Raw genomic sequence first — 26493 nt, 5'->3', positions numbered from 1 at the left:
GTTTGACTTTCGACTGCTCAACGTGTTGAAGTACAATGGTTTTAATATGCAATTTATTGAGCATTTGTAGCCGCTTGCAGCCCTTCTTTACCATCTGTACTATTGGGGTAAAGCTGTAACAGCAGTTTAAATACCGGCAAGGCCTCAGCTGGCTTTTTGTCTATTAATAGCGTTTGATATGCCCAATTAACCAAATCGCGTTCAGGAATCTTATAGCCCGGGCGCTTTAAGCTTATGTGGTTATATGCTGCGTTCAGGTCTTTATAGGATTTTGATTTCCATAAGTCGTATAACGGTATTAGTGCATCCGAAAGGTTACCGCCATTGGCGGCTTTAAGTTCAGGATAAAAAAAGCCGGCTATTTCTGAAGCTAAGTTTTCCGGGCCTATGGACTTCATATTGGTAAGGACGATAACGGCTAGATTCTGGTCAGGATATACATAAAACCATGACCTGCTGCCACCTATTCCTGCTACGGCCCGTGGTGATATATTCCTTCTGGCTACCCATCCTAATGCCCATCCCCCGTAACTGCCATTTGTTAACTTTTCAGGCGCCCACATCTCCCTTATGGTATTGGTCGATTTCAATAATTTTCCAGATTGAAGGGCGATGATCCACTGTGCTAATTCGGTTGCTGTGCAATTGATACCTGCGGTTGACCTGAGCTCCGGGAATTCTTCCCAGGTGCGTTCCCAGGTGTGTCCTTTTACAAAGTTTCTTTCTGTTACCCTGGATATAGTGTAGGTAGGTGCTTTGTTCAGGATGACATCGCGGGAATCGCCAAAGCCTGCCAGCGTCATGCCTGCCGGTATAAACTGACGTTCTTTTACAAATACTTCAAAACGCTTACCGCTCAACTTCTCGATGACTTGGCCTAACAACACATAATTGGTTTGATTATAAGAAGTTTGTTCTCCCTCTGCAAACTCCATAGGTAGCTCGCGTGCAGCTTTAAAAGCTTGTACATAAGGCAGTCCCTGAATGTACCCTCCATTTTTTACATTCACAAAATCAGGTATACCCGAGGTATGATTGAGCAGGCTTTTAACCTTAATGTTTTGCCAGGACAGGGGCAGGCTATCCAGATAATTGCTGATCGGCTGCGTCAGGTCTAATTTTCCATCTTCGACCAGCTGCATAATGGCAACACCGGTGAAAGCTTTAGTCGCAGAGTTGATAGAAAATAGCGTGGCCGGTGTCACTGGTGTCTGATGTTCTATATTAGCTGTGCCGAAGGACTCATTAAGCCATATGCTGTTACCCCTGACAATGGCAACCTGTAATCCTGGTATTTTGCGGGTAAGCATCTGCGCTTTTATAAACCGGCGAATGGAATCGGGTCGTATTTGAGCGAAGCTGAGGTACGGTATGAGCAATGTAAGAACAAGAAGACTTACTCCTTTCCCTGGCTGTTTCATGTGTCGTGTTTAGCCGTTAGATGTACTCAAGAAACTATTGTTACATCTGCCCATTCACATTACATAGCAGGGGGAAGCGAATAGGCATTTACACTCCTGACATCGATGTCAACTAAAGACGGTTTTATGAAAAGAATAAAGCAGTTGTTGTAAATAGCTAAGGACGATGGTTTGATATAAATTGCAACATGACTTCAATATCCATGAATTCGCGTCCTTTATTCCTGATACCGTTATTCTTGCTGCTGTTTACAAGATTAGCAATCTGGTTATCTGAACGCATTTTACCTATGCATGTGTCGTGGGTACCTTCATTTATGACTTACTACATCAGCATCAAATTTGCTGATGGTTTGCTAAACAAAAAGCGGATACAGTCGGCATCTTTACCAGCCTCACAAGGCAGGTTGTTCTCAGCAGAGCTGATATCACGTGCGGTTCCGTAAAATTGTTCCAAACCTGATACGAACTGCCCGCTTGCATTGACCAGGTACCTACAGTAGCAGGCCATGGCTTTGCGGTGTGACGCAGGCTTCGCATTTACGAATGCACTGGTGGCGACTGCAATGGCACCCGCCATTAGCCTGAGATGTTCTTTTTCATGAAATGTAGTGCTTTGTTCTATCAAAAACACCCGAAAACCTAAGGTTATAAAATGTTAATGGCCTACTCTGTTGACGGCTTTTTAGCATCTCCTGGCCGCGCTCACTCACCTGGTTCCTGTTCGCGGCGGTTGTTCAGCTCACCCTTTGCCAAAGACATTGCTTTCCCTGTTAATGGTCGATATGCAGATGACGCTTAACAGCAGGAAAAAATATTGAAGAGCAGGTACGTATGCCTACCCATATCCTGCAAAACACCTGCGCATGAATAGGGACCCTGATGAGAGGCGCCTAACCCCACCAGTCCCGAGTAGCCGGGATATGGGGGCATCCGATAACTGCGCCCCATATCCCGGCGTAACGCCACTGGCGTGTCAGCAACAGCAAGGCCACCGGCAATTCGGACAAGGGAATTGCCCAAGCAAGCGGGTCAACTGACCAGGCGGGTATGGCTTGTACACGCCTCTGTGCTTCAAGCCTATCAAATCTCAGGAGTTTGCTCCATGCCGTGTACACAAACGGAAAGATCAGCAAGCCCGTGCCCAATGTTCCGATGCGCTGAAGCCGTTGGTAAGTGATGTCTGTAGCGGTTATTTGATCAACATGTGATCAAATAACCGCTTAATTATAAAGCTTAAACACTGGTGAATAGGGGAGGTTTGAGCTTGATTTTCGATATTGGTGATGGATGGCGCGTTCAGCATCAACAAAACATAGCCTGAACCTTTCATTTGATGGGTTTTCATCTAGCACCATTTGTTCCCCTTATCGGAAAATTTTTATGACCTGTTCACTTCTTGTTGGATGATTTTAGCGATATCTGCTTTGATATTATGATAATTGGACAGGATCATATCGCTGGTCACCTCACGTAAAACAGGCAGGTCTTCATAAGCAGTTTCCTCTGCTTTGATTTGCGCATGATCATTGATGATGTGGTTGTGAAACATTTTAAGCTGAATCGCTTCATCGGGATTGTCAGCGACCATACCCACGAATTCACCGGAGGATAAGGAGGCGATCCTGGAGGCTGGTATCGCATAGTCCAGTTGGCTCGACCGGCTGACCGAAGTGTCCTGGCTGTTGATGGTCAAACTCTGCTTTTCCTGATTGATCTTGCCGAAGCGCTCACTTAATTGTTTGGCGGTATCACCCATCACCTGCCCGGAGATGACATTACCAACAATATTCATGATTACTTCAGCCTGGTCCCGCCCGTAATCCTTTTTCAATTGGCTGTAATCCTGCACGGCTAATGTCGTGGCGACTTTGTTGGAACGTGCAGTGGCGATCAGGCTATCGATGTTGCTAAAATAAATGGTGGGGAACTCATCGAAGATGAGGTTGCATTTGAGTTTATTTTTTTGATTGGCCAGTTTGATCGCCCGGGAGATATATAAGCTGAGTACAGCCCCATACACCTGCTGCTTGAGCGGGTGATTGCCCACGCAGATTACTTTGGGTGCTTCCGGGTTATTGAGGTCTAATGTGAAATCGTTCCCGGACATCACATAATACAAGGAGGGCGAGGCCAGCCGGGCCATACTGATCTTGGCACTGGCAATCTGACCTTCGAGCTGGTCAGTGGCCTCATTCCGCCAGGCGGATACAAAGGGGTTGATCAGGACCTCTACTTCGGGCTCGGTCTGCAGCAGTGCAAACAGATCCTTGTAGTCGGCCTGAGCCAGTTCAATTACATGGGGTAACGTACAATATTTTCCGTCCTGATATTTGCGCAGGAACCAGATCAGGGCAGTTACGAAATTGATCGGCGATTGCACGAAGAAGTCGCTTTGTTTTTTGATCCAGTCCCTGTTCAGGCCCAGCATAAAGGTCAGTGATGATTCCATGGCATCCGTGATGTCCTGCATGCCGGCCGGATCAAGCGGATTGCAGCGGTGCGTCCGGGAAAGGTCCTCAAAATTGATGGTGTAGAAGCGGGCGGGTACCGCATAGCTGCTGCCGTACCGCCGAAGTGTGTTATAGGCAATCCGGCTTAGATCGTCATACTTAAAGTCATACAATAACATCGCAAAACCTTTTCGGATATGTTGGGTAATGATATGGCGGATGACAAAGTAGGATTTACCCGCGCCTGGACTGCCCAGAACCAAAGTCCCGCGGAAAGGATTGACAATATTAATCCAGCTTTTTCGGGTTTCGCCTTTCAGTGTATATTCGGCGGGAAGGTTGATGGCATACGGGTTGTGCAGTTTTCGCTCTTCCTGCGGGAACGTTTCGTTAGCCCGGTTGAAAATATCGTGATTCAGATCGACCTTTAGCATCCTGAACCATTTAGCGCCGGCCAGCATGATGATCAGGTAGCCGATGGCAGAGGCGCCTAAGTACAATGAGCTGCTGAGCGCTTCAGGCAGGCCGGATGTCAACCATAAGCTTGATAATGAATAGAGTAATAAGCCCGCCGCTCCGTACAGCATGACCACTCTTTTTCGGATCGCTGTATCTTTCTTTCCCCGGCTGCCGATCAGGGAAACGATCAGCAAGACCAGCGCCGTAAGCTTGGCCAAGAGTAGAGACTGGAACACAGGCAGGCGCGCCAGGTGTGCTAAGATGGTATTAATGACCGGCCAGGTCAGCTGCCATCCGGCAAAGGCTTTGTAACAACAGAGGTATACATGGATGATGAGTACACAGACACTGAGGAGCCGGGTAAAGTCAATGACCTTACGGAGGGCTTGTTCGTTTTCTCCGGTTTGCATAAATTTTAATCAGAGGTTCAACCTTTTTTTCTTTTTCTTCTTTGTCCGATGAGCGGCGGGAATACCCGGCTCGTCCGATGTTTTGCCAAAAAGAGCTGTTAACAGCTCACTTGAATCATTGCCGTCTCCAATGATGAGCGTTTCCTTCCTATCAGCACTGCTCCTCAATTGAAGGTCCGGTGCGTGCCGGTCTCCTGCGAACCTTGATGCAATCGCTGCCGCAGCATAAGATTTTCCAAGGTCGCTACCGTTGAACACGACCTTCAGGTGATGATCAACGAAGGTCAGGCCGTAGATCACGCCAGTGTCTGTCCGGCGGATGATCGTCCGTATATCCGCTTTTTGGAGTGATCGTTGAAATCCTTTCAAAGTCGCATTCTCCCGGATTGCAGCATCCACTTTCGACCTGATCTGCTCTTTAACTGCGCGCCGGAGCGCATCATTCAGTAAAAATCTTTGCCCTAAAAGCTTCAGTGTCGGCTTGCCTCGCAGTTCGCTTGCTTTGAGCGGTGTGCCGATCTTTTGACCGCTATTATCCAGGATCCAGTACCGCAACCCGTTGTTTTTGTACATCACGGAGGTTGTGTTCCCCCTGTCCGCCATAATATTGTAGTGTTGCAAGACCGCATTGAATTCCGGTAAACTGGTAAAGCGGTAAGTATCGGCCACCACCCGTACCACTTGCTCAACCGCTAACTTCGAGGCGCCCTCTCCGTAAAGAACAGGTTCGATCCGGGGGGCCTCCGCCTGGCACTTCGACTCCGCCTTCCGCAGACCAAACTCAAATTCAATGGCTTTACGGGCATCCTCCGATCTGGTTTTGCCCAGATTATGCAGAGAGATCCGGTGTCCGTCGCGATCAATGTTCGTCGTTAGGATATGAACATGCGGATGTCCTGCGTCGAAGTGCTGATAGACCAGGTAGGGTTGTGTTCCAAAACCAATACCTGTCATGTACCTTTCGGCAATTGCAGACAGTGTGCCTTTGGTCAGGTGCTCACTGATGTCAAAGTTCAGGGAGATGTGGACGGTATTGGTCCTTACCCGCTGGTTCCTGCCGGCAAGATCAGTAAGACGAAATAGCTTATCACGAAAACTTAGCTCCTCCGGATCCATGCTGTAGCCGATCGCAGCCAGCAACTCAGCACGTCCGGTGGCCACCTTGACCTCATTGTAGGATAGGGCGCCCTTCAGGCTTTTCCCGCTTCTAATTTTTGCGACCATAAATCAGCGTAGTTGGCTACCCTTAATCTGATTTCTGAAATTGAGGGTTCAAGTTGGGCAGTGATGAGTGAAAGTAAGCTCATCCACATCCGGTGGTCTGCCTGTCCGTGAGCCGCATTGATATTTCTTACGGCCTGGTTCAGGTTGTGACCAATGGCGTTCAGTTCCTTGCGCAACAGGATCAGTTCTTCTAATATGTCATCCATGGCCTTATCCCGCGTCTGAACGGTGACGGGTTTGCCCAGGAGCAACGCCCTTCCGTACTCACTTAAATTCTGAAAAGTTGTCCGTTCGTACCTTTGGGTCAAGGTTTCCTCCTCACTGGGCTTTAATCGGATCTTCATCCATTTTGACCTGTTTTCTTGCTGGCTCATATGTCCTCCTAAACCGACTCCGGAGGTTGAGGTCCAGACCCGCCCGACTTTGGAGGCTGCGGGCAAGATCCGTTTGTGGTACAAACGTACATCTTGCTTTCTGCACAAAGACAGCAGTAAACTGCACCTTGCATTGTCTTCGAAGTTTTTGATTTTTTAAAAGTCCCGGTTTTTTAAGTATTCTTTAAGTGCCTGGATATTCAGTTCCTTTAAAGTGATATCCGCTTCCGCGGCATATGCTTTTAGTTGTTTTTTCAAAGACCTGGGTATCCAGTTGTTGAAACGCAATTCCTTTTCCGGTTCCTGCTCAGGTGCCTTTACCGGGTGTACGGCCTGAATCGGCGTCGGCGGTATTTCCTTTTTAAGCTTATCGGCCAGGGAACCGAGCTTTCCCTTGTAATCTGTCATCAGCGTTATGATTTAAATGGTGAAGCCAGGGTTGAACAATGCTGCAATTGTAGAAATGAACATATGAACCTTGCTGCAAATGAACATTTGTTCAATACCCGAAATGTGCCTTTGTTCATTTCCTGATCTGTTCCATTGACGTTTTGCAGTCATATGCAACAGCATAATCAAGCGCTGATCTGTTCAACGATTTCCTCAGCGAGCCCGGTGATCTCCGCGACGGCTTTCATATCGTTACCCTGCAAGATCCCACCTGAAATTGAGGAGCGTGTATAACTCACCCGGTCGTAGATCCGGGTGGCCAGCAACGGCGTGCCCAGGGTAGCCAACAGGTCGTAAACCTCTTGGGTCAAACCGGAACGTGGCTTTAACATATTCAGGACGATCCCGGCTCTCAGGCCATAGTTCTTGGCCTGTGCGAACTTGACAAGCGCCAGGGTCGCCCGGATTGCCATCACGTCGAAGAAGCCTGCCTTTGTTGGTATCAGTATAAAATCTGATTGGTCAAACAGGTCACCCAAACGATTGGAAAGGTAAGGCGGAGTGTCAACAATAATCAGATCATAAGGTAAGTTCCGCAGTGCCGGAAGCTGTTCGGGCGATAAAATGTCCATATCAGGAAAGTCTTCCCTGATATGATAAATACTGCCCTGCAGATCCGCATCCACGAGGGCAACTTTTAATTGGTCTTTGAAAGACAAAGCAAGGTTTAACGCTAAGGTACTTTTACCTACGCCACCTTTTTGATGTGCCAATGTGATGATCTTAGTCATTTGCGTTTGCAATGCTGTTCAAATGCCGATTTGAACAAGTGAATAATTGAACATTTGTACAACAAAGGTCTAGGATCTGGTATGGTCAAAGCTCCGATACGGTCCGAGTCGGATTACATTATTTTTATTTTATTATTTTGCTTACGGATAATCAGTAATCAGATCAGTTGGTAAAATGGTTGAACTTTCAGCAGGGTTTTGGAACACAGTGGTTTGGTTATCCGTAGGTCTTTGTCATTCATGCGGAATGAAGGATGTGAATTAGCGTGGATGAGCGAAGGTTGACCCTGCCGCTGAGGTGTTTGTTTGTGCACGACAGGAGGAAATACGGACATATAATGAACGATAGAAAGGGGAGCAGCCAATGAAAACTTTCCATTTGCCGGATGACCTGTTAGATGGTACGGCGATTAGTACTGAAGCCGTATGGATACGGTGTTATACTTCCGGACAGGATTCCGTCAAAAATAAGATCATACTTACTCAGAATATGATCAACCTGCTTGTCAGTGGCACCAAGACCATTGTATATCCTGGTTCAACTGCAGTGGTTACTGGCGGGGAATTGGTAGTATTGTCTGCCGGCAATGTACTTACTTCCGAATTACTCACCGGAGGAGACTGCTTCAGTAGCGTTTTGGTGTATTTCACTAATGAAGTGCTGAACAGCTTCCTGATCAAATATCATCATTTGTTACCGGCAGGTTCTAACAGAAATAGCGATGGAAGATCGTTTCTCATTTTCAAACAGGATCTGTTCATCAACCAGTTTATTGCCACTGTGCAGGCATTGGTCGGTGCAGGCGATGCATTAAGTCCGGAGCTATGCCTGCTTAAAATAGAAGAGTTGCTTTTATATCTGCTACGTGCCGACCCCGAACGTTTCAGCGCCATACAGCAGATCACACTTGATAAGAATGAATTGCAGCTGAAAAAAGTGGTAGAAAGTCACGTGGGGCAGTCCATTACCGTAGGAGAGCTGGCTTTTTTGTGTAATATGAGCATATCAACGTTTAAAAGGCGATTCGGCGAATTATACCATACCACTCCGCAGCAATGGCTTCTTGATCAGAAGCTGAAAATGGCTGCAGACCTGCTGCGGTCACCCGGCGAAACCCCGGCAAGTGTATCCCTGCAGGTTGGCTATCAAAATCACTCCAGTTTTACTGAAGCTTTCCGAAACCTGTTCGGATGTACGCCAAGTGAATACCAACAATTAAGATTGAACGTTACGCCATAGTATCTGAACGCTTACCCTTAATCCGGCCTGATGATATCAGGTTACCTTTGTTCCATCAAAATATACCAAATGGAAACACTGGAAAGTAATAAAAAAGCGGTAAGCCGCTTTAATCAGGAGGTGATCGCCTCATGGGACGAACAGAGCTTTGAAGCGCTCATGCATGCAGAGTTCGTGAACCGCTCTGCACCCGCGGGGATGGACAATGGCCCGCAGGGGATGCGCTATTTCTTCAACGAGATATTAAGGCCCGCCCTCACCGGCATCGAAGTAACCATTCACCAGCAAGTTGCCGAGGCGGATTGGGTGACTACGCGCAAGACCATCAGCGGCCGGCATACCGGCACCTTGTTAGGTATCCCTGCAACAAAGAATAAGGTCCAAATAGAAGTGATTGATATGGTCAGGTTGAAAGACGGTAAGTACATGGAGCACTGGGGCATTACTACCTTGCCTGAACTATTGGCCAGTCTTTCAAAGTAGCAACCTGATGAAGAAAGATTATTTTGCTGTCTTGGCGGCTTACAACCGCTGGGCAGACCAAAAAGCCATGAACTGGCTGTCCGCTATTGATCATGAGGCGTGGCAACGCTTGAATCCCAGCAGCTTCAGCAGTGTGAGACAGACGGCTATTCACATCGCCAGTGCAGAAAAGATCTGGGTAGACTTTTGGACAGGTACGGCTACACCGGTTTACCTGTCCGCCGTATTTTCGGGTGATAAGGATGAATTAATTGCCATATGGCGAAAGGCCGGCGAAGATCTGGTTAATTTCATCAGCAACTATCCTGAAAATGAGCTTGACCGGCCGGTCAACTTTGTTTACCCGAATGGAAGTACCGGCCAGATGCCTTACTACCAAAGTTTCGCCCATGTCGTCAATCATTCTACTTACCATCGCGGGCAACTGATTACTTTGTTGCATCAGGTTGGTTTCTCTGAGCTGTCATCTACAGATTTGGCCACATTTTATCTGCTTGGCAAGTGAAGCGCAGTGCTGACCTGCCGGATGATGACAGATATTGAAGAGTCACCGGCAAGCCGTATTTTAGTCTGCCGGTACCTGCAGCGACGACGTACTAAAGGCACTCATCTGGTCAGATTCACAAAGGGCAGGGATAGATTTGGATCAGGCAACCAAGGTAGCAGTTATAGGAGGGGCTGTATTTTAAGTAGCCGTAATCGTCTAACTGCTTGATGCATTTATGATAGGTCGCAATAGAGCTGATATGGGACAACCGCATCAGATCTTTTCTGACAATCTTGAATACAGGTTCACCATTGCTTTTGCTCCACAAGGAAACGGCGGCCGTGTACAGGCTGATATGGCTGGGCAGCAGGCGCTCGTCTCTGATGGCGGTTTCCAAAAAGCTGTTCAATTGTTTTAAAGCGTTCATTTTATGCCTCCGTCCAAAAGCTTCAGAATGTCTTCCCGCTTGTAGTACATAATCCTGCCGACCCGGCTATATTTCAGTATACCATTGATTCTCAAAGTCTGTAAGGTGCTGGCAGAGATTCGCAGCATTTTCCTTACCTCATCACTTTTCAGCCATTGCTTCACCTGCATGCTTGGCATGGAGATCATGTTTTTAATATCTTCTAATAGCTGTTGCCTGAATTGTTGCAGGTCGTCTTTCGTTACAATTTCTATTGCCGCCATAATGATAATTTTTCAAGCAAAATTATTTCCCCAGCGTGCTCAATCGTCCGATGTTATCCGAGTCGGAGGATCAATTAATCTGAATAGTTCGTAAAGGGCTATTGATATTCAGCCCTGATATGAACAAATTTTTTGACCTGCCCTATAATATCGGATTTGGCTTTAAAGACGAGGTTAATCTTGAGCAAAAGCTTAAAAGGTGGGCTATGATGCTGCCTCCGTAATCAAATTTCACCACTTGAAACCAGTGGAATCTGTCATTACGTTTGAGAAACACTAAAGAAATTGCACATAGTTTAACAGTACAATTCAGACCCAATTTCTTGATCATCACATTCAACGAGTTGAATTTGGAATGACTCGGGCCTAATTGATTATAATAATGGATTATGATTCGAATGCGTCTGCCATCAATTCCTGTTCCCGGCGTGAAAGACCGAGGTTTGCCGCAACATCTCGCCAAGTATTGACCGCCGCTTCAATTTCCTCGAGGCGTTTTGTTGCATCCGCTGAATTTAGTCGGAAAAAAGCGGCTACTTCAAGCGCCAGTTCCGTGTCTAATGAATTATCGTCTTCAGAAATGTTCAATGTAAGACCTGTCCCATAAGGGTTAGGGTTCATATCGTATGCCGGTGACAGGTCCCAGCCGCCAGCTCGAAGTAGGAAGCCATGGTTTCGTAGGTGATCATCCGTATTTTTGATCAGTATATTGAAAACGATCCGGCTCCATAACTCTTTCAGGTTATGGTCGACATTTCTTCCTTGTTTCTGTATAACGGAGACAAGGTCCAGGTAACTGACGCCGGTGTTATGGTCTGCACCATCCTGTTGCCCCAACAATGTCATCGCTGAGGCGAAATGGATCCGCATTTGCTGCTGCCGGTCGAAACGCTTGCTCAAAAAGGTATAGTGATTTCCCGAAAACTTTTGGACTTGGGCAATCGGTACCTTTAGTCCGGCTGTTCGTGCCAATTCCAGCACCACCATTTCCCAGCCTGCCATATCATACTCGTCGCTGACGCTGGGAAATTTGGCGATCCAAAGGTCGCCACCCAGATCGGTCACGCTGGCTTTCGGACGCGCGCCGCCAAGCGATGCGCCCGGTGCCATTAGCATATTCAACCACCTTAGTTCTTCCGAATCATCTTTGGCGCTATCCCGCTCAACTTGCCGGCTGGCGGACTCCAGATCGCGCAGGGTTACCCAAGGTGGTGCAGCCAGGGCTTGTTCGTCGTTCATAAAGATGCCATCAGGGTTGGTTTTGAAGCGTACGCCGCCCATACGGGTTCCGTCGAATACGCCCAGTAAGAAATCCTGTTCGAAAAGTTGCTTTGCCTTGCGTTCTTCTCGACGGGCCAAGATGGCTTCACGTCTTTTCATCAGCACACGGCCCCAACGGTCAGGCGAGGAATCCAGGAACATTCCGAAGTTCGGTTTACCATCATTCAGGTACTGGGGACCGGCAAACAGCTGTAAATCGGGATCAAGTACCTGCGCCTGCGGGTGCTGCAGCCAGGCTGCATTGTATTCAAAAGAAAACACCTCTTTACCGCGTACGACTTCGGCATGCAGCACACCAATCTGTAGCCTTGCATTTAAGCCATCCCAATCAGCATATACGTAAATCTCCATAATGTTATTTCTTTGGTGCGCGTGCTTTGGTGATCAATCCGGCATCCTGTAATTTTCTGCCTAAATCGTCATCTGAACCCAACTTTAGAAAATCCTTTTCCAAACCCAAGACCAATAAAACCTGAAAGTAAGCACCCATGGTAACAGAGGGCCTACCTTTCTCTACCTGCCATAAAGTTGACCGACTGATTCCGGCACGTTCACTGACCTGGTCCATGCTCAGTTTGCGCCGTAAACGGGCTAATTTGAGGTTCCCGCCAAACTCCGTTAAAACACGTTGCGCTTTAGGCAACAGAATCACTTCAGTTTTCATAACGTTTTATATAATAAACAAAATTGCGTGTATATGTTTAATTTATCAAACATTAAATTACAATGATAATCTAGGTAGTGTGAAGTTGATGGATAAGACATTAAAGTTTCTAATTCAGTGAAAACTATGGCTAACCCAACGCGTCTAAATGATTGCGAACGCACTGCGTTCGCAATCGAACAGGACCCCCAATGGTGGTATTGTGAAGTAGCTATCGGTGTAACGTGGGTATTTTAGATTTAAGGGCCTTCATGTCCTTACTCAATTTGATATTGAGCACCTTGGCATATTCCTGGGTCGTCTTAATACTGGAGTGACCAAGCATTACTGAGACGCTTTCAATGGGCACATCATTAGCAAGGGTCACTGTCGTCGCGAAAGTGTGCCTGGCGATATGGAATGTCAGTGCTGTCTTGATCCCACACATTTCTGCGATCTCTTTGAGATAATCATTTACTTTCTGATTAGACGGGACAGGGAAAACTAAACCAGTATTAGAACATTTCGGGTGATAATCATACTTACGCATCAGTTCAATGGCCTGTGGCAGTAAGGGTACCCTAGTCGGTATATCTGTTTTTTGACGATTCGTAACGATCCATATCTCACCATCATAGCGATTGGTCAGGTGATCGCGATGCAGTTTTTTAACATCGGCATAGGCCAGGCCGGTGAAACAACTGAACAAAAATATGTCTCTTACCTGTTCGAGGCGGCTTGATGCGAACGCTTTGAACATCAGCCGGTCAATATCGGACTGCTTAAGGCAGACACGGTGTACGCGTTTCGTTTTCCCCTTATACTTCATAAATGGATTACGGTCGATATAACCATTGTCGAGGCATATCAATACGATCTTTTTAAAGTTCCGGATGTACTTTACAGCGGAGTTGTTGCCGCAGTTCCTTTCCGACCTGAGCCAGTAATCGTAATCTATCACAAACTGATGGTCAATTTTCCGAACCGGAATGTCCTTTAATTGATATCGCCACTGGAGAAAGCGCTGGGTATGCGCCAATGAGATCCGGTACCTGCTCAATGTTCCTTTAGAGCCGCTATTCCCGATCATTTTTTCATAGCGATCGTTATGCTCCTGAAATATCTCGATCAGCATTTTAGGTTGCTCGTCCTTACCGAGGAAACGGTTCTTTAATGCTTCTGCGGTGATCCATTCACCGCCTTTGATCATCGCGCTGTGGGCATCATCCACTTGGGACCGGAGTGTATCCAGGTAGTTATTAAAGGCTTTGATGTTCTCTTTGGTGCCCTTCATTCGCCCCGCGGAACTCACCCATTGTGACGGTTCGCATTCACGACCTGTGCTCAGCTCGGAACGCTTGCCATCGACGGTAATACGCATGTATACAGGCTTGGTGCCGGATACATAGTTTCTTGGACTTTTCAAGTAGAAAAGTACGCTGAAAATTGTCTTCATAATGACTCACTAAATGGTTAAACAAATTTAGATCTACGGTCACTTTTAAACAAGATGTTCATTTTTTGAACTGGCTGTCAGTCAGGTAATTAAGCTCTTTCTGGTGAGTCAAGGTAAAAATTGAAATGACTCACCGAATTACGCACCAAAAACTTACGAATCGACGTATAAAACATCTCAACGGAAAATAAAAAAAGCCCGTTTCTATGCGAAATACGGGCTTTTAATTTATTTTGGTATAAAAATCAGCGGAGAGGGAGGGATTCGAACCCTCGATACGCTTTTGACGTATACACACTTTCCAGGCGTGCTCTTTCGACCACTCAGACACCTCTCCGTAGTCTGCTTTAAAATAAAGCAGGGCACAAAGATAATACAATCTTTATGGCTGCCAACAAAAAAGCGAAGCCTTAATTAAAGGCCCCGCTTTTACAAACTTTAACACAACAAATTATAAACTAAGCCATGGGCGGCTAATCTTTTTTATCATTGTTTTTCTTTTTAGCAATCTTTTTACTCACACGTTTCTCTTGTATGTTGAGGCGCTTACGTTCGCTTGGGGTTACCTTGCCATCTTTCAATGCGTGCTTGCGTTCACGGTCAAGCATTTTGTCTTCCTTACTCAGGTTGTGCGCTTCACTGCCGGTGAGTTTGCCCGAGCTGCGGCCCTGATTAATTTTCTTTTGCTGCTCGGTATGCCCGGGCTTGGTTTGCGCCTGTGTGGCAGAGGTAAAGGCCAAAGCAGCCATAAATATACCTCCCATGATTGCTAATTTCATAGTGCAATGTTTTAAATAATAATTAATATTATTAATAACGATTGCGGCTATTTGTTTTTTTGCGTACAATGGCACGGTTAATACGAGCTTGTTTGCGCAGCAGTTTAGCATTCTCTTTTGGCGATACATAGCCATCAGATTTCGCTTTGCGGATGTCTTTTCTCAAATGTTTTTCCCGTTTCACTATCCGGCGGGTTTCTTTACGGGTAAGTGTGCCAGTGTTCACACCCTCATGTATACGGGCCACATGGTTACGTTCGCGGGCGTTAAGTAATGGTGTTCTGGTTTGCGCTTCGGCTACTGAGGTGAATGCTAAAGCAGCAATCAATACACCTCCAAAAAATTTGCTTTTCATAGTTTTTTAGTTTTAAGTAATAGATTGAAGTATTGTTAAATGGTTTAATGTGAACATCGCCTGAAAAACAGATGTTTGCACACAGGTAAATAATTTTGAGTATGTTTGCCACAAATTACCCAAGGTACCCCTATATCGGGCTGTTTAGATTAAAATGCTGAGCCTCAACGAGATTAAAAAACCCATAGCTGCCGAGATTGATGTTTTTGAGGAAAGGTTTAAAGCCTCCATGCAAAGTTCGGTGCCCCTGCTCGACAGAATTACCCATTACATAGTAAAGCGTAAGGGCAAGCAGATACGGCCTATGTTTGTTTTTTTTGCGGCCAGCCTTTGCGGCGGCATCACCGAGGCTACCCACCGGGGAGCTGCCTTAGTTGAATTATTGCATACCGCTACTTTAGTGCACGATGATGTAGTTGATAACTCTTACCAACGCCGTGGGTTCTTTTCTATTAATGCTTTATGGAAAAATAAAATCGCTGTATTGGTAGGTGATTTTCTGCTGGCTAAAGGGATGGATTTATCCTTAGCCAATAATGATTTTCAGTTGCTGCGCATTGTGAATGAGGCGGTAAAGCAAATGAGCGAAGGGGAACTGCTGCAAATTGAAAAAGTACGCCGCATGGATATTGGTGAGCCGGTATACTATGAGGTCATTCGCCAAAAAACGGCTTCCTTAATTGCCTCGTGTTGTGCCAGTGGCGCTTCTTCGGCCGGGGCGGATGACGCTACGGTTGAAAAAATGCGTTTGTTTGGTGAGAAAATTGGTATCGCTTTTCAGATTAAGGATGATATGTTTGATTTTGGTACCGATGACGTAGGTAAACCATTGGGTATCGATATCAAAGAAAAGAAAGTAACGTTGCCGCTTATTTATGCGCTGAACAACAGCAAACCTGCCGAACGCAAACGCATGATCAACCTGGTAAAAAATCATAACGATGATGCTGCTAAAATCGCGGAAATCATCAGCTTTGTTAAAACCGCTGGAGGATTAGAATATGCGGAAAGCCAGATGAAAAAATATCAGGAAGAAGCTTTCGAAATTCTCAACACTTTTCCTTCCGGCGAAGCCCGTACGGGTTTGGAGCAGTTGGTAAGATATACTACAGAGCGAAATAAGTAAGTTTTATTTTTTCTAATATTTTTAACGCGTCATGGCGAGGAACGAAGCAATCTCTCTGCGCGCGTTAAGGCTTTATGTGGAGAGATTGCTTCGTTCCTCGCCATGAGAGTTAGGAAAAGCAAATTTCTATATCCCCAATACTTGCTTCAGCTTCACATACCCCGTTTTACTAACCGGTATTTTATCGCCCGATTTGAGGATGGCCAAATGTGCATCCTTTTCGTAAGGGTCGATCCGCGTAATTTCTGATATTTTGAGAATGTAGGAGCGGTGTACCCGCACAAATTGACTGGGATTAAGCGCCTGTTCAAAATAACCCATCGTTTTGTTTTTCAAAAACGAGCCTTCTGCCGTATGAATGCTTACATAATCATCATCGGCGGCCAGGTATAAAATATCATGTACAGGGATGATTTTTACTTTAGTACCGGTTTTAACCACTACCCGCTCCTGGGCGGCGGCTGTTTGGGTTACGGCATTCAACAACTGCTCGGTTTGTTGCTGTTGCTGTGGTGCAGCTGCTGGAACTTGCGCTAAGTATTTATCTATGGCTTTATTGAAGCGCTCACGCGAAAAGGGTTTCAGCAAATAATCCACCGCATGGGCTTCAAAGGCTTTGATGGCATACTCATCAAACGCCGTGGTGAAAATAACTGCAGGGGGCTGCTCAATCAACTCCAGCATTTCAAAGCCGTTAATTTTGGGCATCTGTACATCCAGAAAAATCAGGTCGGGTTGGTACTGCTGTATGGCTTTTACGCCTTCAAAACCATCCCCGCATTCCTGCAATAGTTCTATTTGCGGGTACTGTTGCAAGTACTCCATTACTACCATACGGGCTAAGGGTTCGTCGTCAATAATGAGGGCGCGTTTCATGGTTGTGGTACAGTGATAATGGTGGTAAATATACCATCATTTGCATAAGTTTCTACCAAATCATTACGGCCAAACAGTAAATACAGGCGGCGCTTCAAGCCACGCAGGCCAAAGCCGGTACCTTCGCGCGGCCGGGCAGTTTGTAAATCAAAAGGATTTTGTATGGTAAGGGTGAGATTGGGTTTATCTAGCTCAGCCCGAATACTTACGGTTACTTCGCCCGTAGTATCATAAAGGCCAAATTTGATGGCATTTTCTACCACCGGCTGCAATAGCAGTGAGGGCATTACAGCCTCACGGCATTTATCATCACAGCTGATTTCGGTTTGCAGGCGGTGCCCAAAGCGTACCTTCTCAATAGCTAAATATAAATTGAGGTGCTGCAATTCCTCCTGCAGAGTAGTTTGCTGCTGGTCGTCGCGCTTAAGGGTGCCGCGCAAAAACTCAGATAGCTGGTGAATCATGGTGCGGGCTTGGTCGGGTTTAAAGCCGATGAGGGCGTTGATGGAGTTTAGACTGTTAAATAAAAAGTGTGGCTGTAATTGCTGGCGCAGGTTGTATAGCTCGGCATCACGTGCCAGCTTTTCAGCTTCAGTTTTGCGTTGCTCGTTCTCTTTCTGATCCAATTGCGTATACCATACCACGCTGATCATGGCTATCCAACCGATGGCCATAAACCCGATGCAAAAGCGAAGAATAAGCGATTGCATTAAAAAGCTGCTGTAAATATCGTTGGGCAGTATGTAGGTGAGCATACCCCAGCTTACTGCAGTGCTGATGCCGGCCAGCACCAGGCAGCCAATCAGTAAATTAAAGTAACTGCCTTTGCCGGGTTGATAATAGCTAAGGCTATTGTTGATCAGCCAGCAGGCTATGCCTAAAGGAATAGTAAAAATCAGGCTATCAATTAATGCCGTATACCACCAAAAGCCGAAGCTGTGTATAATGTAGGCTTGTAAAGCAGCCCACATCAGGCTTCCGCTGATAATGGTAATGTTAAGTTTGATGAACAGGTTGTTTGATGTTGACATTTGGCCTCCCGCCCCCTAAAAGGGGAGTTTTAATGCAAAATGTGATAAGGTTTAGGTTTTATATGAAGTATAGGTTGTTTCTTAATATGCGCGGATATCTACACCACCCAAAATAGATACGCCATGCAATTCCAGTATCTTATCGGGCGATTGTTGTACAGCACCAAAGGCTTTGCGTTTGTCATCCACGCCGCTCAGCACGGCCGACATGGCCGAGATCACCTGCCAGTGTGGAGGGACAATCAACTTAATGCCGCCCATTAGCTGGGTAATATCAAGCATCACTTTTCCATTGATATCGGCCTGACTGAAATCTATCTCGGTGCCGCCGAAGATGTTGACAATATCGCCGCCTTTAAAATTTTTAGATAAAATTCTGCGCTTTACCCCGGCAAATACTGAGGTGGCATCTACAAAATCATCGTGCGGATGCGGCGGCGGGTTAGAAGTAGTGCTGCCGGTGCTGTCTGCCTCTTGCTGGGTATAAGTATCTGTGCTTTCAAACTGACCGGCAAAAGGGTCGGCCGCCATTTTATCTGCGTCGGTAGTAGTGGTAGGGTTAGGGTTGATGCGGGCATCCCAGGTGATAGGTTCAGTGCGGTGGTTGCGCTTAAGCACCAGCCATGTTCCTAAGGCAATCAGCAGGATTGGCCAAACCAAGTGGCGCATTTCGTGGGTATCAAAAATATCATCAATCAGGAAAGCTACACCCAGTATCACCAGGATAAACCAACCCGGTTTGCGAAAGTCGTTTTTCGCACCCACAAACAAACCCAGTACAATTAAAAAAGTAGGAAAGCTAAACAGCCATCCGGGAAAGAAGAATAAATCAAGGCGGTTTAACAGTAGTATGCCGCCTACCGCTAACAAAATGAGCCCGGCAAGTACTTTGCCGTTGCGGTTTTTGCGTGGATATGGAGATTGAATATTCATGGCTTTGTGTAATTATTATGCTTCAAAGGTAACAGGCTACTGCAATGTTACCTAAGCGAACATGGTAATTTAAGGTAACAAGTCGGTAAAGCGGTGTATTTTGTCGGTGAAAAATTGGGCAATAAAAAAGCAGCGGTTACTTAACCGCTGCTTTTTTATACTTTATAATCACACTACACCGCCGGTTCCTGCTGGCTGAGGCAGTGGAAACTGCCCAAGCCCCAAACCAAATCGGTAGAATCAATGCCGATCACCTTACGGTCGGGGAAGCATTGTTGCAGAATATCCAATGCTTTATCATCTTTATCGCAGCGGTAGGTAGGTACAGCCACCACCTCGTTGCCGATGTAAAAGTTGGCATAAGAGGCCGGCAAACGCTGGTCTTCGTGGGTTACACTATCCGGCATCGGCAGTTCAACCACGTTAAGTTGCTTGCCGTTAAGCAGGCGCATGGTGTTGAGCGTTTGCAGGTTTTCTTGTAAGATGTGGAAGTTTTCGTCGTTTTTATCTTCTTCAACCACAGTAACTACGGTGTCCTCATTCACAAAGCGGGTAATGTCATCAATGTGGCCGTCGGTATCATCGCCTACAATGCCATCGCCCAGCCAAAGCACTTGTTCAACACCATAGTAGTTGTGTAAAAAGGCTTCAATCTCCTGCTGGTTTAAATGCGGGTTACGGTTCGGGTTGAGCAGGCAGGCGGTAGTAGTTAACAAAGTGCCTTTGCCATTAAAATCAACCGAGCCGCCCTCCATTACTATGCCCGGATGGTATACCGGTAAGCCGAAATGCTGGGCAATGTGTGTAGGTATCACATCATCCAGATCAAAAGGCGGGTATTTGCCGCCCCAGGCATTGTAACCCCAATCTACAATGGCTTTCTTACCTTCCTGCGGATTGATTAGAAATGCTGGTCCATGGTCGCGGCACCAGGCATCATTGGTGGGGAAGTTGTAAAACTCAATTCGGCTCAAATCGGCACCTGCTATCTGCAACTGCTCAATGGCAAAAGCTTTCATGTCATCACTACCTACATTAATGCGTACCAGTTCGCCAGGCGTTAAGGCTTTAATAAAAGCGCAGTAATGTTCAAATATGCTGTGCAATTTGCCAGGCCATGATGCCTCTTTGTGCGGCCAGCTCAGCCAGGTAGCCGTATGCGGATGCCATTCAGCCGGGAAAAAGTAGCCTGCCTGAGCAGGAAAGCCGGATTTCAGGATTTCGCTGCTTGCTTTTAAAATGCTGTCGATATGTGGATTATGGGGTGTAGACATCGGGGGCTGTCAAATATAATATGTCATTGCAAGGAATGAAGCAATCCTAAATATGCAGGGCTTGCATAGTGGCTCTGTAAATAGAGGATTGCTTCGTGCCTCGCAATGACGAAGTGGGAGTAATGATTGGGGATTACAGTAATTAGTCTTCGTCAATTAATCTTTTAGTTACCGGCGCATAGCTGTCAATGCGGCGATCACGCAAAAACGGCCAGTGGGTGCGGTAATGGTCGGTTTGCTCGGTATCAATATCTACTACGGTTACCTGCTCATCATGATGCGAACCCTGGAACATGACGGTACCGAAAGGATTGGCTACAAACGAACCACCCCAAAATTTCAGGCCGGCTTCTTCGCCCACACGGTTTACACTTACCACGTGTACGCCGTTAGCCACCGCATGCGAGCGCTGTATGGTTTGCCATGCATTGTACTGCTCGGTATTGGTGTCAGGCTCCTGGGTAGATGCCCAGCCAATAGCGGTAGGGTAAAATAAAATTTCAGCACCCATCAATGAGGTAATACGTGCAGCTTCCGGGTACCATTGATCCCAGCAAATGAGTACGCCTATAGTAGCAAATTTGGTTTTGAATACTTTATAGCCTAAATCGCCAGGGGTAAAGTAAAATTTCTCGTAAAAGCCAGGATCATCAGGAATGTGCATTTTACGGTATTTGCCCAAATAAGTGCCATCGGCATCTAATACCGCAGTTGTATTATGATATAGACCTTGTGTGCGCTTTTCAAACAGCGAAGCAATAATTACTACGCCCAGCTCGGCAGCTACTTTTGATAATTCATCAGTTGACGGGCCCGGAATAGGTTCGGCCAATTTGAAATTATCATAATCCTCTACATCGCAAAAATACAGAGAGGTAAACAATTCCTGCAGGCACACAATTTGTGCACCCTTGGCAGCCGCCTCACGTACTTTTTCAATAGCTTTCTGCAAGTTTTGCTGCTTGTCAGCCGTACAAGTGGTTTGTACCAATCCTACTTTTACTTTAGCCATAGCGTTTATCAAATTTTGCGCAAAAATACATAAATAGTTGATGGGTTTATGGATTCAATCGTCATCATAAAACCATCTAATGGGATGCTCTAAATAAGATTGTTACGTATTTGCAAAGTCAATGAATTGTTAACCCATTTAACTAATTCAGCCAAATACCTACCTTTGCCGCCGTAATGACAGAAATTGCCGAAATACCGAAGCCTAAAACCTGGAAAGATCAACTATGGAGTGCCACTAAACTGCTATTAAAAATTGGTGTAACTACTGCGTTGCTTTGGTATGTATTCAGCAAGGTGCCGTTCGGCGAAGTGAAATCGCGCTTGCTGCATGCCAATTACTGGTGGATGGCTGCGGCTGTGGTCTGCTTTTTTGCATCTACAGTAATATCAGCATGGCGGTTAATGAGTTTCTTTAAGTCGATTGATTTGCAGCTCGACTCCCGGTTTAACTTGCGTTTGTACTTACTGGGTATGTTCTATAACTTTTTGCTGCCCGGTGGTATCGGCGGCGATGGTTATAAAATATGGTTGTTAAACAAACGCTATAAACAACCCGCCAAAAAAATGTTCTGGGCCATTTTATTCGATCGTCTGAGCGGTATGTGGGCCATCGGGCTGATTTTGGTGTCGCTGATTTTGTTCATCCCCAAAATCAGCGATTATATTCATATTGCTATACCCGGCAGTATCTTTGTGGTGGGCACACTGGTTTATTATATTGTTGCCCATTACTTTTTTAAAGAATATACCCGGTACTTTTGGCAGGGGCATGTGAAGGCCGTACTGGTGCAATCCATGCAGGTATGCACAATTATATTGATTATGCAGGGGCAGAATTTTACTGGTAAATATGCGCCCTACCTATTATCATTTTTGCTATCTTCTATGGCCTCGGTTATTCCTATCAGCGTGGGAGGTGCGGGTATACGCGAATGGATATTTACCCAGCTTTCGCCCGTGTTCAATATGGATGTAGGCTTGGCGGTTTTTTTGAGTATCTCATTTTATCTGGTATCACTGGTGGTAGCCCTGCTGGGTATTTATTATTTGCTTCGCCCTGCTAAACTGGAAGAAGGCTTGCCCTCAATAGAAGAAAAGTAGTTATGCTAGCGGTCATTTGGCTGTAGCATTCATAACTTATTCCCTACCTTTACGTTTACCTATAAACCAATTATACGTAAATGGACAGTTTTAATGATTTTAATAACGCACAGGTACGTGCGTTGCCACGCCATTTAAAGCAGTTTATTGTACAGCAGCATTATGAGCATTATACCCCGGTTGACCAGGCCGTGTGGCGGTATGTAATGCGCCAAAACTACAGTTACTTAAAAGACGTTGCTTATTACCCTTATATCCCAGGCCTGCAAAAAGCTGGTTTAACCATTGAGCATATACCCGATATGCAGGAGGTGAACGATGCTTTGGGCAAAATTGGCTGGGGGGCGGTTACGGTAGATGGATTTATTCCGCCTGCGGCCTTTATGGAGTACCAGGCTTACCGGGTACTGGTGATTGCGGCAGATATACGGCAACTTAATCATATTGAATATACCCCTGCACCCGATATTATCCACGAGTCTGCCGGACATGCGCCCATTATTGCCGATAAAGATTACCATGATTATTTAAGTTATTTTGGTTCAATAGGGGCGAAAGCAATGTTCTCGGCGCAGGATTTTGAGTTATATGAAGTTATACGTGAACTATCCATCCTGAAAGAAATGCCCGATGCCGATCCGGCCGCTATAGCCGATGCTGAACAGCGGTTGGCCTATAGGCAGGAAAACATGGGTGAGCCTTCGGAAATGGCCTTATTAAGCCGGCTGCACTGGTGGACGGTAGAGTACGGCCTTATTGGTACTTTGGATAATCCTAAAATTTATGGCGCGGGCCTGCTATCCTCTATTGGTGAAAGCGTAAGCTGTATGCAGCCCGAAGTAAAAAAAATACCTTACACGCCGGATGCGGTTAATTATACTTATGATATTACCAAGCCGCAGCCCCAGTTGTTTGTAACGCCAACCTTCCAGAACCTGATTGATGTGCTGGAGCAATTTGCTGATACAATGTCCTTCCGTCGGGGAGGTGCTTACGGTTTACAAAAGGCGGTAGAGAGCCGCAATACTTGCACAGCCATATACAGTTCGGGTTTACAGGTGAGTGGGACATTTACTGAATTTGAAGAAGAAAATGGCCAAGTAGCCTTTATTAAAACCGCCGGAGCCACGGCTTTGGCTGTAAACAATAAAGAATTAGAAGGTCAAGGCAAAGCACAGCACCCGGACGGTTTCAGCTCGCCTGTAGGCAAATTGAAAGGGTATGATATAGCATTAGAAAACTTTACTGCTGCTGATTTAGAAGCAGCCGGTATGGTAACCGGTAATGAAACCCAACTTGAATTTGAAAGCGGTATCATTGTAAAAGGTACTGTTCAGCATGTAATTGCTGCAGGCGATAAAGTTCAATTGATCACTTTTACATCATGTACGGTTACTAATGCTCAGGGCGAAGTTTTATTTGATCCGGCCTGGGGGGTGTATGATATGGCCGTTGGGGAAACCATCACCTCAGTATTTTGCGGTGCAGCAGATAAAGATGCATTTGAACCAGTGGTGCTGCAATCATCCACCCAAACTCACCATGCAGTGTATGACAAGCACACTAAAGAACTGCATTGGCTTTACCAGCAGGTGCGCAATTGCCGCGAACACCATGGTAATTACCAACAACTAACCACTATATGGCAACAACTACGAGCCAATCATCCCACTGATTGGCTGTGTGCTTTAGAAATACTGGAGCTGGCCAATGAGGACGAAACGCACGCTGGTCTGGCGCAGGAAATCAAGCAGTTTTTGGAGCACAAGGCAGCTACGCAGCCTGAATATAAAAAACTGATTGAGGATGGCTTTTACCTCATTGCTCATCCTGTAGAACAGAAACTGGAAGTATAAAGTATTCATCTTGCTGATGCCAAAAATGAAGCAATAACGCTTTTATGTACATTTGTGAGATACAGAACCATTTACCCTATGAATATTATTGTAACCGGAGCCAGCAGTGGCGTAGGTTTTGAAACTGTGCTGGAACTGATACTGTCTAACCATCATAAAGTAATTGCCCTGGCCCGTTCGCAGGAGAAACTGACCCGCTTACTGGAAATTGCCAAAGGCCTGAATCCTGATTGTACCTTATATCCTATTGCTTTTGATATTGTACATGATGATTACGACGGCTTGCGCAATTTCATCGCCTCCCGTTTTGATAACCGGGTAGAAGTGCTTATTAATAATGCCGGTGCCTTAGTGAACAAACCTTTCATAAAAACCGGTGAAAGTGATTTTGTAGAAATGCTGCAAAGTAATTTTTTAGGGCATGTGCGCATCATTCAAAGCCTGCTGCCGATAATGCCGCAGGGCAGCCATATTGTAAACATTGGTAGTATGGGTGGGGTACAGGGCAGCGCCAAATTTACAGGGCTTTCGGCCTATTCGGCCAGTAAAGCGGCGCTGGCCAATTTAACCGAGTGCCTGGCGCAAGAACTAATTGAACAGCAAATCAGCGTGAACTGCCTGGCCTTAGGTTCGGTACAAACCGAGATGCTGGAGGCTGCATTTCCTGATTATCAATCGCCGGTAATGGCTTTCGAAATGGGTAAATATGTGGCTGATTTTGCCACCACCGGGCATAAATTCTTTAATGGAAAGATACTACCAGTTGCAGTGACCACGCCGTAAAGGAATTGCCGCCCCCTAACCCCCTGAAGGGGGAACAGGAGTTGGGAAAGCGTTGATAAAAAGAAAAAAAGACAAATGACAGAGAAACGATCGCTCTTTTGCCTTTTTACTTCTCTTTTTTCATTTGTACCTGTCTTGTTTCTTGGCTCTTGTATCTTGATTCTTTACTATTCCCCCTTTAGGGGGTTGGGGGCTTTACACATCCAAAAACTCTTTACTGCCTTCCACTTTTCGGTTGCTGATGAGCAGTCCAATACTCATAATCACACTGGTAGCCAGAATAACAATAAACAGCAGGCTGGTTTCTATGCCGGGTATTTTAAATTGCTGTGGCAAATTGTAATAGAGCAATACGCTGATGAGTCCGCGAGGGATAATTACCAGCTCTGGCATCAAATCGGTTTTTGAAATGAAAGAGATATATAAAAAACGGATCAAGTAAATAGCAAGTAAAACAATACCGCCAATCAGCAGTACTGACCAGCGTTGTAGCTGATCAACCTCCATTGTAAAGCCGAAAAGCACAAAGAAGAATGTGCGCATCAGAAAGGCACTCTCCGCCGAAAGCTGAAATAGCTGCCGTAAATCAATATGCAGGTGCGGGTACAAAAAATACTTACGGAACCAGGGCCATTGAATTTGATTGGCATTATTCAGAAACAGCCCTAAAGCCAATACAATAATTAAAGCCGATAAGTGGAAAGATTGCCCGATGGCATACACCAATACCAGTATAGAAATAATCAGGAAGAACTTAACATGGTGTGAAATACGGCCAATCAGAAACAGCAGGAACAAGCAGGCGCATAATGCCATTACTAAAATAATACCCAGTTCGGCCCCCAAACTCGCAAATGAACCTACACTAATATGTGGGTTGCGGATAATGAAGTTGAAGAATACAATGGTCAGGATATCAGAAAACGAAGATTCATAGATGATAAACTCGCGCTTAACTTTATTGATGCTTGCAGCAGAGGGAATGGCAATAGCCGAACTTACTACACAAAACGGAATTGCATTTACCAGGCAGCGGTAATAATCAAATCCACTCAACTCATGAAATATCCAGGTAATAATGGAAGCGGTACTGAGCAAAATAAAAAAAGCCGAAAAAAAGGACTTTCGTATAACCGTGTTCTTGTCCGGACTATATTTTAACTCCAGTGCTCCTTCAAATACAATCAAAATCAATCCGAGGGTGCCCAGTGTGGGTAAGATATTGGCAAAATTAAACAGCGTTAAATGAAAGTAGGTAACTGATTGCCTTAAACCAATACCCAAAAACAATAGCAGCAATACCGAGGGGATTCGCGTTTTCCCGGCAAGTAGATCAAACAGGTACGAGAAAATTACCAGTCCGCTGAGTACAATGAGTGTAGTATAAGTGCTCAATATAAAACAGTATTATCAGTTTTGCTTAATATAAGTTAATACTTTAACAAACAGAGGTAAGAAAGTTTTGATGATGTCTGCTCGGTTCATTTTTCTTATTTTGTCATCGCTGGGTGATGTTTTGAGTTAATGATATCGGGTTAAAACTGCCTGCCGGTATATGGTGTT

28 protein-coding genes and 1 tRNA gene are annotated in these 26493 nt (G+C 45.7%); 8 read left to right on the top strand and 21 right to left on the bottom strand.

What is annotated here, in order from left to right; all coding sequences use genetic code 11:
• Nucleotides 1–53: 53 nt before the first annotated feature.
• The 8 genes from ACYVNW_RS11890 to ACYVNW_RS11855 all read right to left on the bottom strand — a co-directional run bounded on the left by ACYVNW_RS11890 (nt 54) and on the right by ACYVNW_RS11855 (nt 7522).
• Nucleotides 54–1421, bottom strand: a complete 1368-nt coding sequence (locus ACYVNW_RS11890) for a serine hydrolase domain-containing protein (protein WP_460680089.1) — start codon at nt 1419–1421, stop codon at nt 54–56.
• Between the two features lie 325 nt (nt 1422–1746).
• A complete protein-coding gene (locus tag ACYVNW_RS11885) occupies nt 1747–2001 on the bottom strand; it encodes a hypothetical protein (RefSeq protein WP_460680088.1) in 255 nt (84 codons plus the stop codon).
• A gap of 313 nt (nt 2002–2314) precedes the next feature.
• Nucleotides 2315–2569 carry a MauE/DoxX family redox-associated membrane protein gene (locus ACYVNW_RS11880; RefSeq protein WP_460680087.1) on the bottom strand — a complete coding sequence of 85 codons (255 nt, stop codon included), beginning with the start codon at nt 2567–2569 and terminating at the stop codon, nt 2315–2317.
• Between the two features lie 233 nt (nt 2570–2802).
• The gene (mobC, locus tag ACYVNW_RS11875; protein ID WP_460680086.1) at nt 2803–4743 is read right to left on the bottom strand and encodes a conjugal transfer protein MobC; all 1941 of its coding nucleotides are present in this window, start codon (nt 4741–4743) and stop codon (nt 2803–2805) included.
• Nucleotides 4744–4752: 9 nt separating this feature from the next.
• Nucleotides 4753–5967: a relaxase/mobilization nuclease domain-containing protein gene (locus ACYVNW_RS11870; protein WP_460680085.1), complete on the bottom strand. Its 1215-nt coding sequence runs from the start codon at nt 5965–5967 to the stop codon at nt 4753–4755.
• Nucleotides 5934–6341, bottom strand: coding sequence for a plasmid mobilization protein (locus ACYVNW_RS11865; protein WP_460680084.1), 408 nt, complete (start codon nt 6339–6341; stop codon nt 5934–5936). The genes ACYVNW_RS11870 and ACYVNW_RS11865 overlap by 34 nt, the downstream gene beginning before the upstream one ends.
• A 156-nt stretch (nt 6342–6497) precedes the next feature.
• Nucleotides 6498–6749, bottom strand: a complete 252-nt coding sequence (locus ACYVNW_RS11860; protein ID WP_460680083.1) for a hypothetical protein — start codon at nt 6747–6749, stop codon at nt 6498–6500.
• Nucleotides 6750–6916: 167 nt separating this feature from the next.
• Complete coding sequence (locus tag ACYVNW_RS11855) at nt 6917–7522, bottom strand: AAA family ATPase (RefSeq protein WP_460680082.1); 606 nt, start codon at nt 7520–7522, stop codon at nt 6917–6919.
• A 364-nt stretch (nt 7523–7886) separates the two neighbouring features.
• Between ACYVNW_RS11855 and ACYVNW_RS11850 the strand changes: the two genes are divergently transcribed.
• The 4 genes from ACYVNW_RS11850 to ACYVNW_RS11835 all read left to right on the top strand — a co-directional run bounded on the left by ACYVNW_RS11850 (nt 7887) and on the right by ACYVNW_RS11835 (nt 10150).
• On the top strand, nt 7887–8762 hold the full coding sequence (locus ACYVNW_RS11850) for an AraC family transcriptional regulator (RefSeq protein WP_460680081.1): 876 nt from the start codon (nt 7887–7889) through the stop codon (nt 8760–8762).
• Nucleotides 8763–8792: 30 nt separating this feature from the next.
• Nucleotides 8793–9245 carry an ester cyclase gene (locus ACYVNW_RS11845; RefSeq protein ID WP_460680080.1) on the top strand — a complete coding sequence of 151 codons (453 nt, stop codon included), beginning with the start codon at nt 8793–8795 and terminating at the stop codon, nt 9243–9245.
• A 7-nt stretch (nt 9246–9252) separates the two neighbouring features.
• Nucleotides 9253–9750: a DinB family protein gene (locus ACYVNW_RS11840; RefSeq protein WP_460680079.1), complete on the top strand. Its 498-nt coding sequence runs from the start codon at nt 9253–9255 to the stop codon at nt 9748–9750.
• A gap of 241 nt (nt 9751–9991) precedes the next feature.
• Nucleotides 9992–10150 carry a hypothetical protein gene (locus ACYVNW_RS11835; protein WP_460680078.1) on the top strand — a complete coding sequence of 53 codons (159 nt, stop codon included), beginning with the start codon at nt 9992–9994 and terminating at the stop codon, nt 10148–10150.
• 5 nt (nt 10151–10155) lie between these two features.
• On the opposite strand, the gene ACYVNW_RS11830 is transcribed toward ACYVNW_RS11835, so the two are convergent.
• From ACYVNW_RS11830 to ACYVNW_RS11800, 7 genes are all read right to left on the bottom strand, one after another.
• A complete protein-coding gene (locus ACYVNW_RS11830) occupies nt 10156–10422 on the bottom strand; it encodes a helix-turn-helix domain-containing protein (RefSeq protein ID WP_460680077.1) in 267 nt (88 codons plus the stop codon).
• Between the two features lie 387 nt (nt 10423–10809).
• Nucleotides 10810–12054, bottom strand: a complete 1245-nt coding sequence (locus tag ACYVNW_RS11825) for a type II toxin-antitoxin system HipA family toxin (protein WP_460680076.1) — start codon at nt 12052–12054, stop codon at nt 10810–10812.
• Between the two features lie 4 nt (nt 12055–12058).
• Complete coding sequence (locus tag ACYVNW_RS11820; RefSeq protein WP_460680075.1) at nt 12059–12367, bottom strand: helix-turn-helix domain-containing protein; 309 nt, start codon at nt 12365–12367, stop codon at nt 12059–12061.
• A 211-nt stretch (nt 12368–12578) separates the two neighbouring features.
• Nucleotides 12579–13802: a site-specific integrase gene (locus tag ACYVNW_RS11815; protein WP_460680074.1), complete on the bottom strand. Its 1224-nt coding sequence runs from the start codon at nt 13800–13802 to the stop codon at nt 12579–12581.
• A gap of 249 nt (nt 13803–14051) precedes the next feature.
• A tRNA-Ser gene (locus tag ACYVNW_RS11810) sits at nt 14052–14139 on the bottom strand.
• 136 nt (nt 14140–14275) lie between these two features.
• A complete protein-coding gene (locus tag ACYVNW_RS11805) occupies nt 14276–14581 on the bottom strand; it encodes a hypothetical protein (protein WP_460680073.1) in 306 nt (101 codons plus the stop codon).
• Nucleotides 14582–14612: 31 nt separating this feature from the next.
• On the bottom strand, nt 14613–14936 hold the full coding sequence (locus ACYVNW_RS11800) for a hypothetical protein (RefSeq protein WP_460680072.1): 324 nt from the start codon (nt 14934–14936) through the stop codon (nt 14613–14615).
• A gap of 154 nt (nt 14937–15090) precedes the next feature.
• Here ACYVNW_RS11800 and ACYVNW_RS11795 point away from each other — a divergent pair, with 154 nt between their 5' ends.
• Nucleotides 15091–16062: a polyprenyl synthetase family protein gene (locus ACYVNW_RS11795; RefSeq protein WP_460680071.1), complete on the top strand. Its 972-nt coding sequence runs from the start codon at nt 15091–15093 to the stop codon at nt 16060–16062.
• Between the two features lie 126 nt (nt 16063–16188).
• Here ACYVNW_RS11795 and ACYVNW_RS11790 read toward each other — a convergent pair whose 3' ends face one another.
• The 5 genes from ACYVNW_RS11790 to ACYVNW_RS11770 all read right to left on the bottom strand — a co-directional run bounded on the left by ACYVNW_RS11790 (nt 16189) and on the right by ACYVNW_RS11770 (nt 21188).
• Nucleotides 16189–16938 (bottom strand): LytR/AlgR family response regulator transcription factor, encoded by a 750-nt coding sequence (locus ACYVNW_RS11790; RefSeq protein WP_460680070.1) that lies wholly within the window; start codon nt 16936–16938, stop codon nt 16189–16191.
• Nucleotides 16935–17969, bottom strand: a complete 1035-nt coding sequence (locus tag ACYVNW_RS11785) for a sensor histidine kinase (RefSeq protein ID WP_460680069.1) — start codon at nt 17967–17969, stop codon at nt 16935–16937. The genes ACYVNW_RS11790 and ACYVNW_RS11785 overlap by 4 nt, the downstream gene beginning before the upstream one ends.
• Before the next feature lie 81 nt (nt 17970–18050).
• Nucleotides 18051–18902 (bottom strand): LiaF transmembrane domain-containing protein, encoded by an 852-nt coding sequence (locus ACYVNW_RS11780; protein ID WP_460680068.1) that lies wholly within the window; start codon nt 18900–18902, stop codon nt 18051–18053.
• A gap of 173 nt (nt 18903–19075) precedes the next feature.
• Entirely contained in the window at nt 19076–20176 is a 1101-nt protein-coding gene (locus ACYVNW_RS11775; protein WP_460680067.1) for an agmatine deiminase family protein, read from the bottom strand.
• A gap of 142 nt (nt 20177–20318) precedes the next feature.
• Nucleotides 20319–21188, bottom strand: a complete 870-nt coding sequence (locus tag ACYVNW_RS11770; RefSeq protein WP_460680066.1) for a carbon-nitrogen hydrolase — start codon at nt 21186–21188, stop codon at nt 20319–20321.
• A gap of 176 nt (nt 21189–21364) precedes the next feature.
• Between ACYVNW_RS11770 and ACYVNW_RS11765 the strand changes: the two genes are divergently transcribed.
• The 3 genes from ACYVNW_RS11765 to ACYVNW_RS11755 all read left to right on the top strand — a co-directional run bounded on the left by ACYVNW_RS11765 (nt 21365) and on the right by ACYVNW_RS11755 (nt 24930).
• On the top strand, nt 21365–22291 hold the full coding sequence (locus tag ACYVNW_RS11765) for a lysylphosphatidylglycerol synthase transmembrane domain-containing protein (protein WP_460680065.1): 927 nt from the start codon (nt 21365–21367) through the stop codon (nt 22289–22291).
• 80 nt (nt 22292–22371) lie between these two features.
• Nucleotides 22372–24147, top strand: coding sequence for an aromatic amino acid hydroxylase (locus tag ACYVNW_RS11760; protein WP_460680064.1), 1776 nt, complete (start codon nt 22372–22374; stop codon nt 24145–24147).
• Nucleotides 24148–24225: 78 nt separating this feature from the next.
• On the top strand, nt 24226–24930 hold the full coding sequence (locus ACYVNW_RS11755; protein WP_460680063.1) for an SDR family NAD(P)-dependent oxidoreductase: 705 nt from the start codon (nt 24226–24228) through the stop codon (nt 24928–24930).
• A 195-nt stretch (nt 24931–25125) separates the two neighbouring features.
• On the opposite strand, the gene ACYVNW_RS11750 is transcribed toward ACYVNW_RS11755, so the two are convergent.
• The gene (locus ACYVNW_RS11750) at nt 25126–26325 is read right to left on the bottom strand and encodes a cation:proton antiporter domain-containing protein (protein ID WP_460680062.1); all 1200 of its coding nucleotides are present in this window, start codon (nt 26323–26325) and stop codon (nt 25126–25128) included.
• Nucleotides 26326–26493: the final 168 nt, after the last annotated feature.

The organism is Mucilaginibacter koreensis (assembly GCF_054783355.1).
The sequence above is the reverse complement of the archived record's forward strand: the minus strand, read 5'-3'. Positions and strand labels throughout refer to the sequence as shown.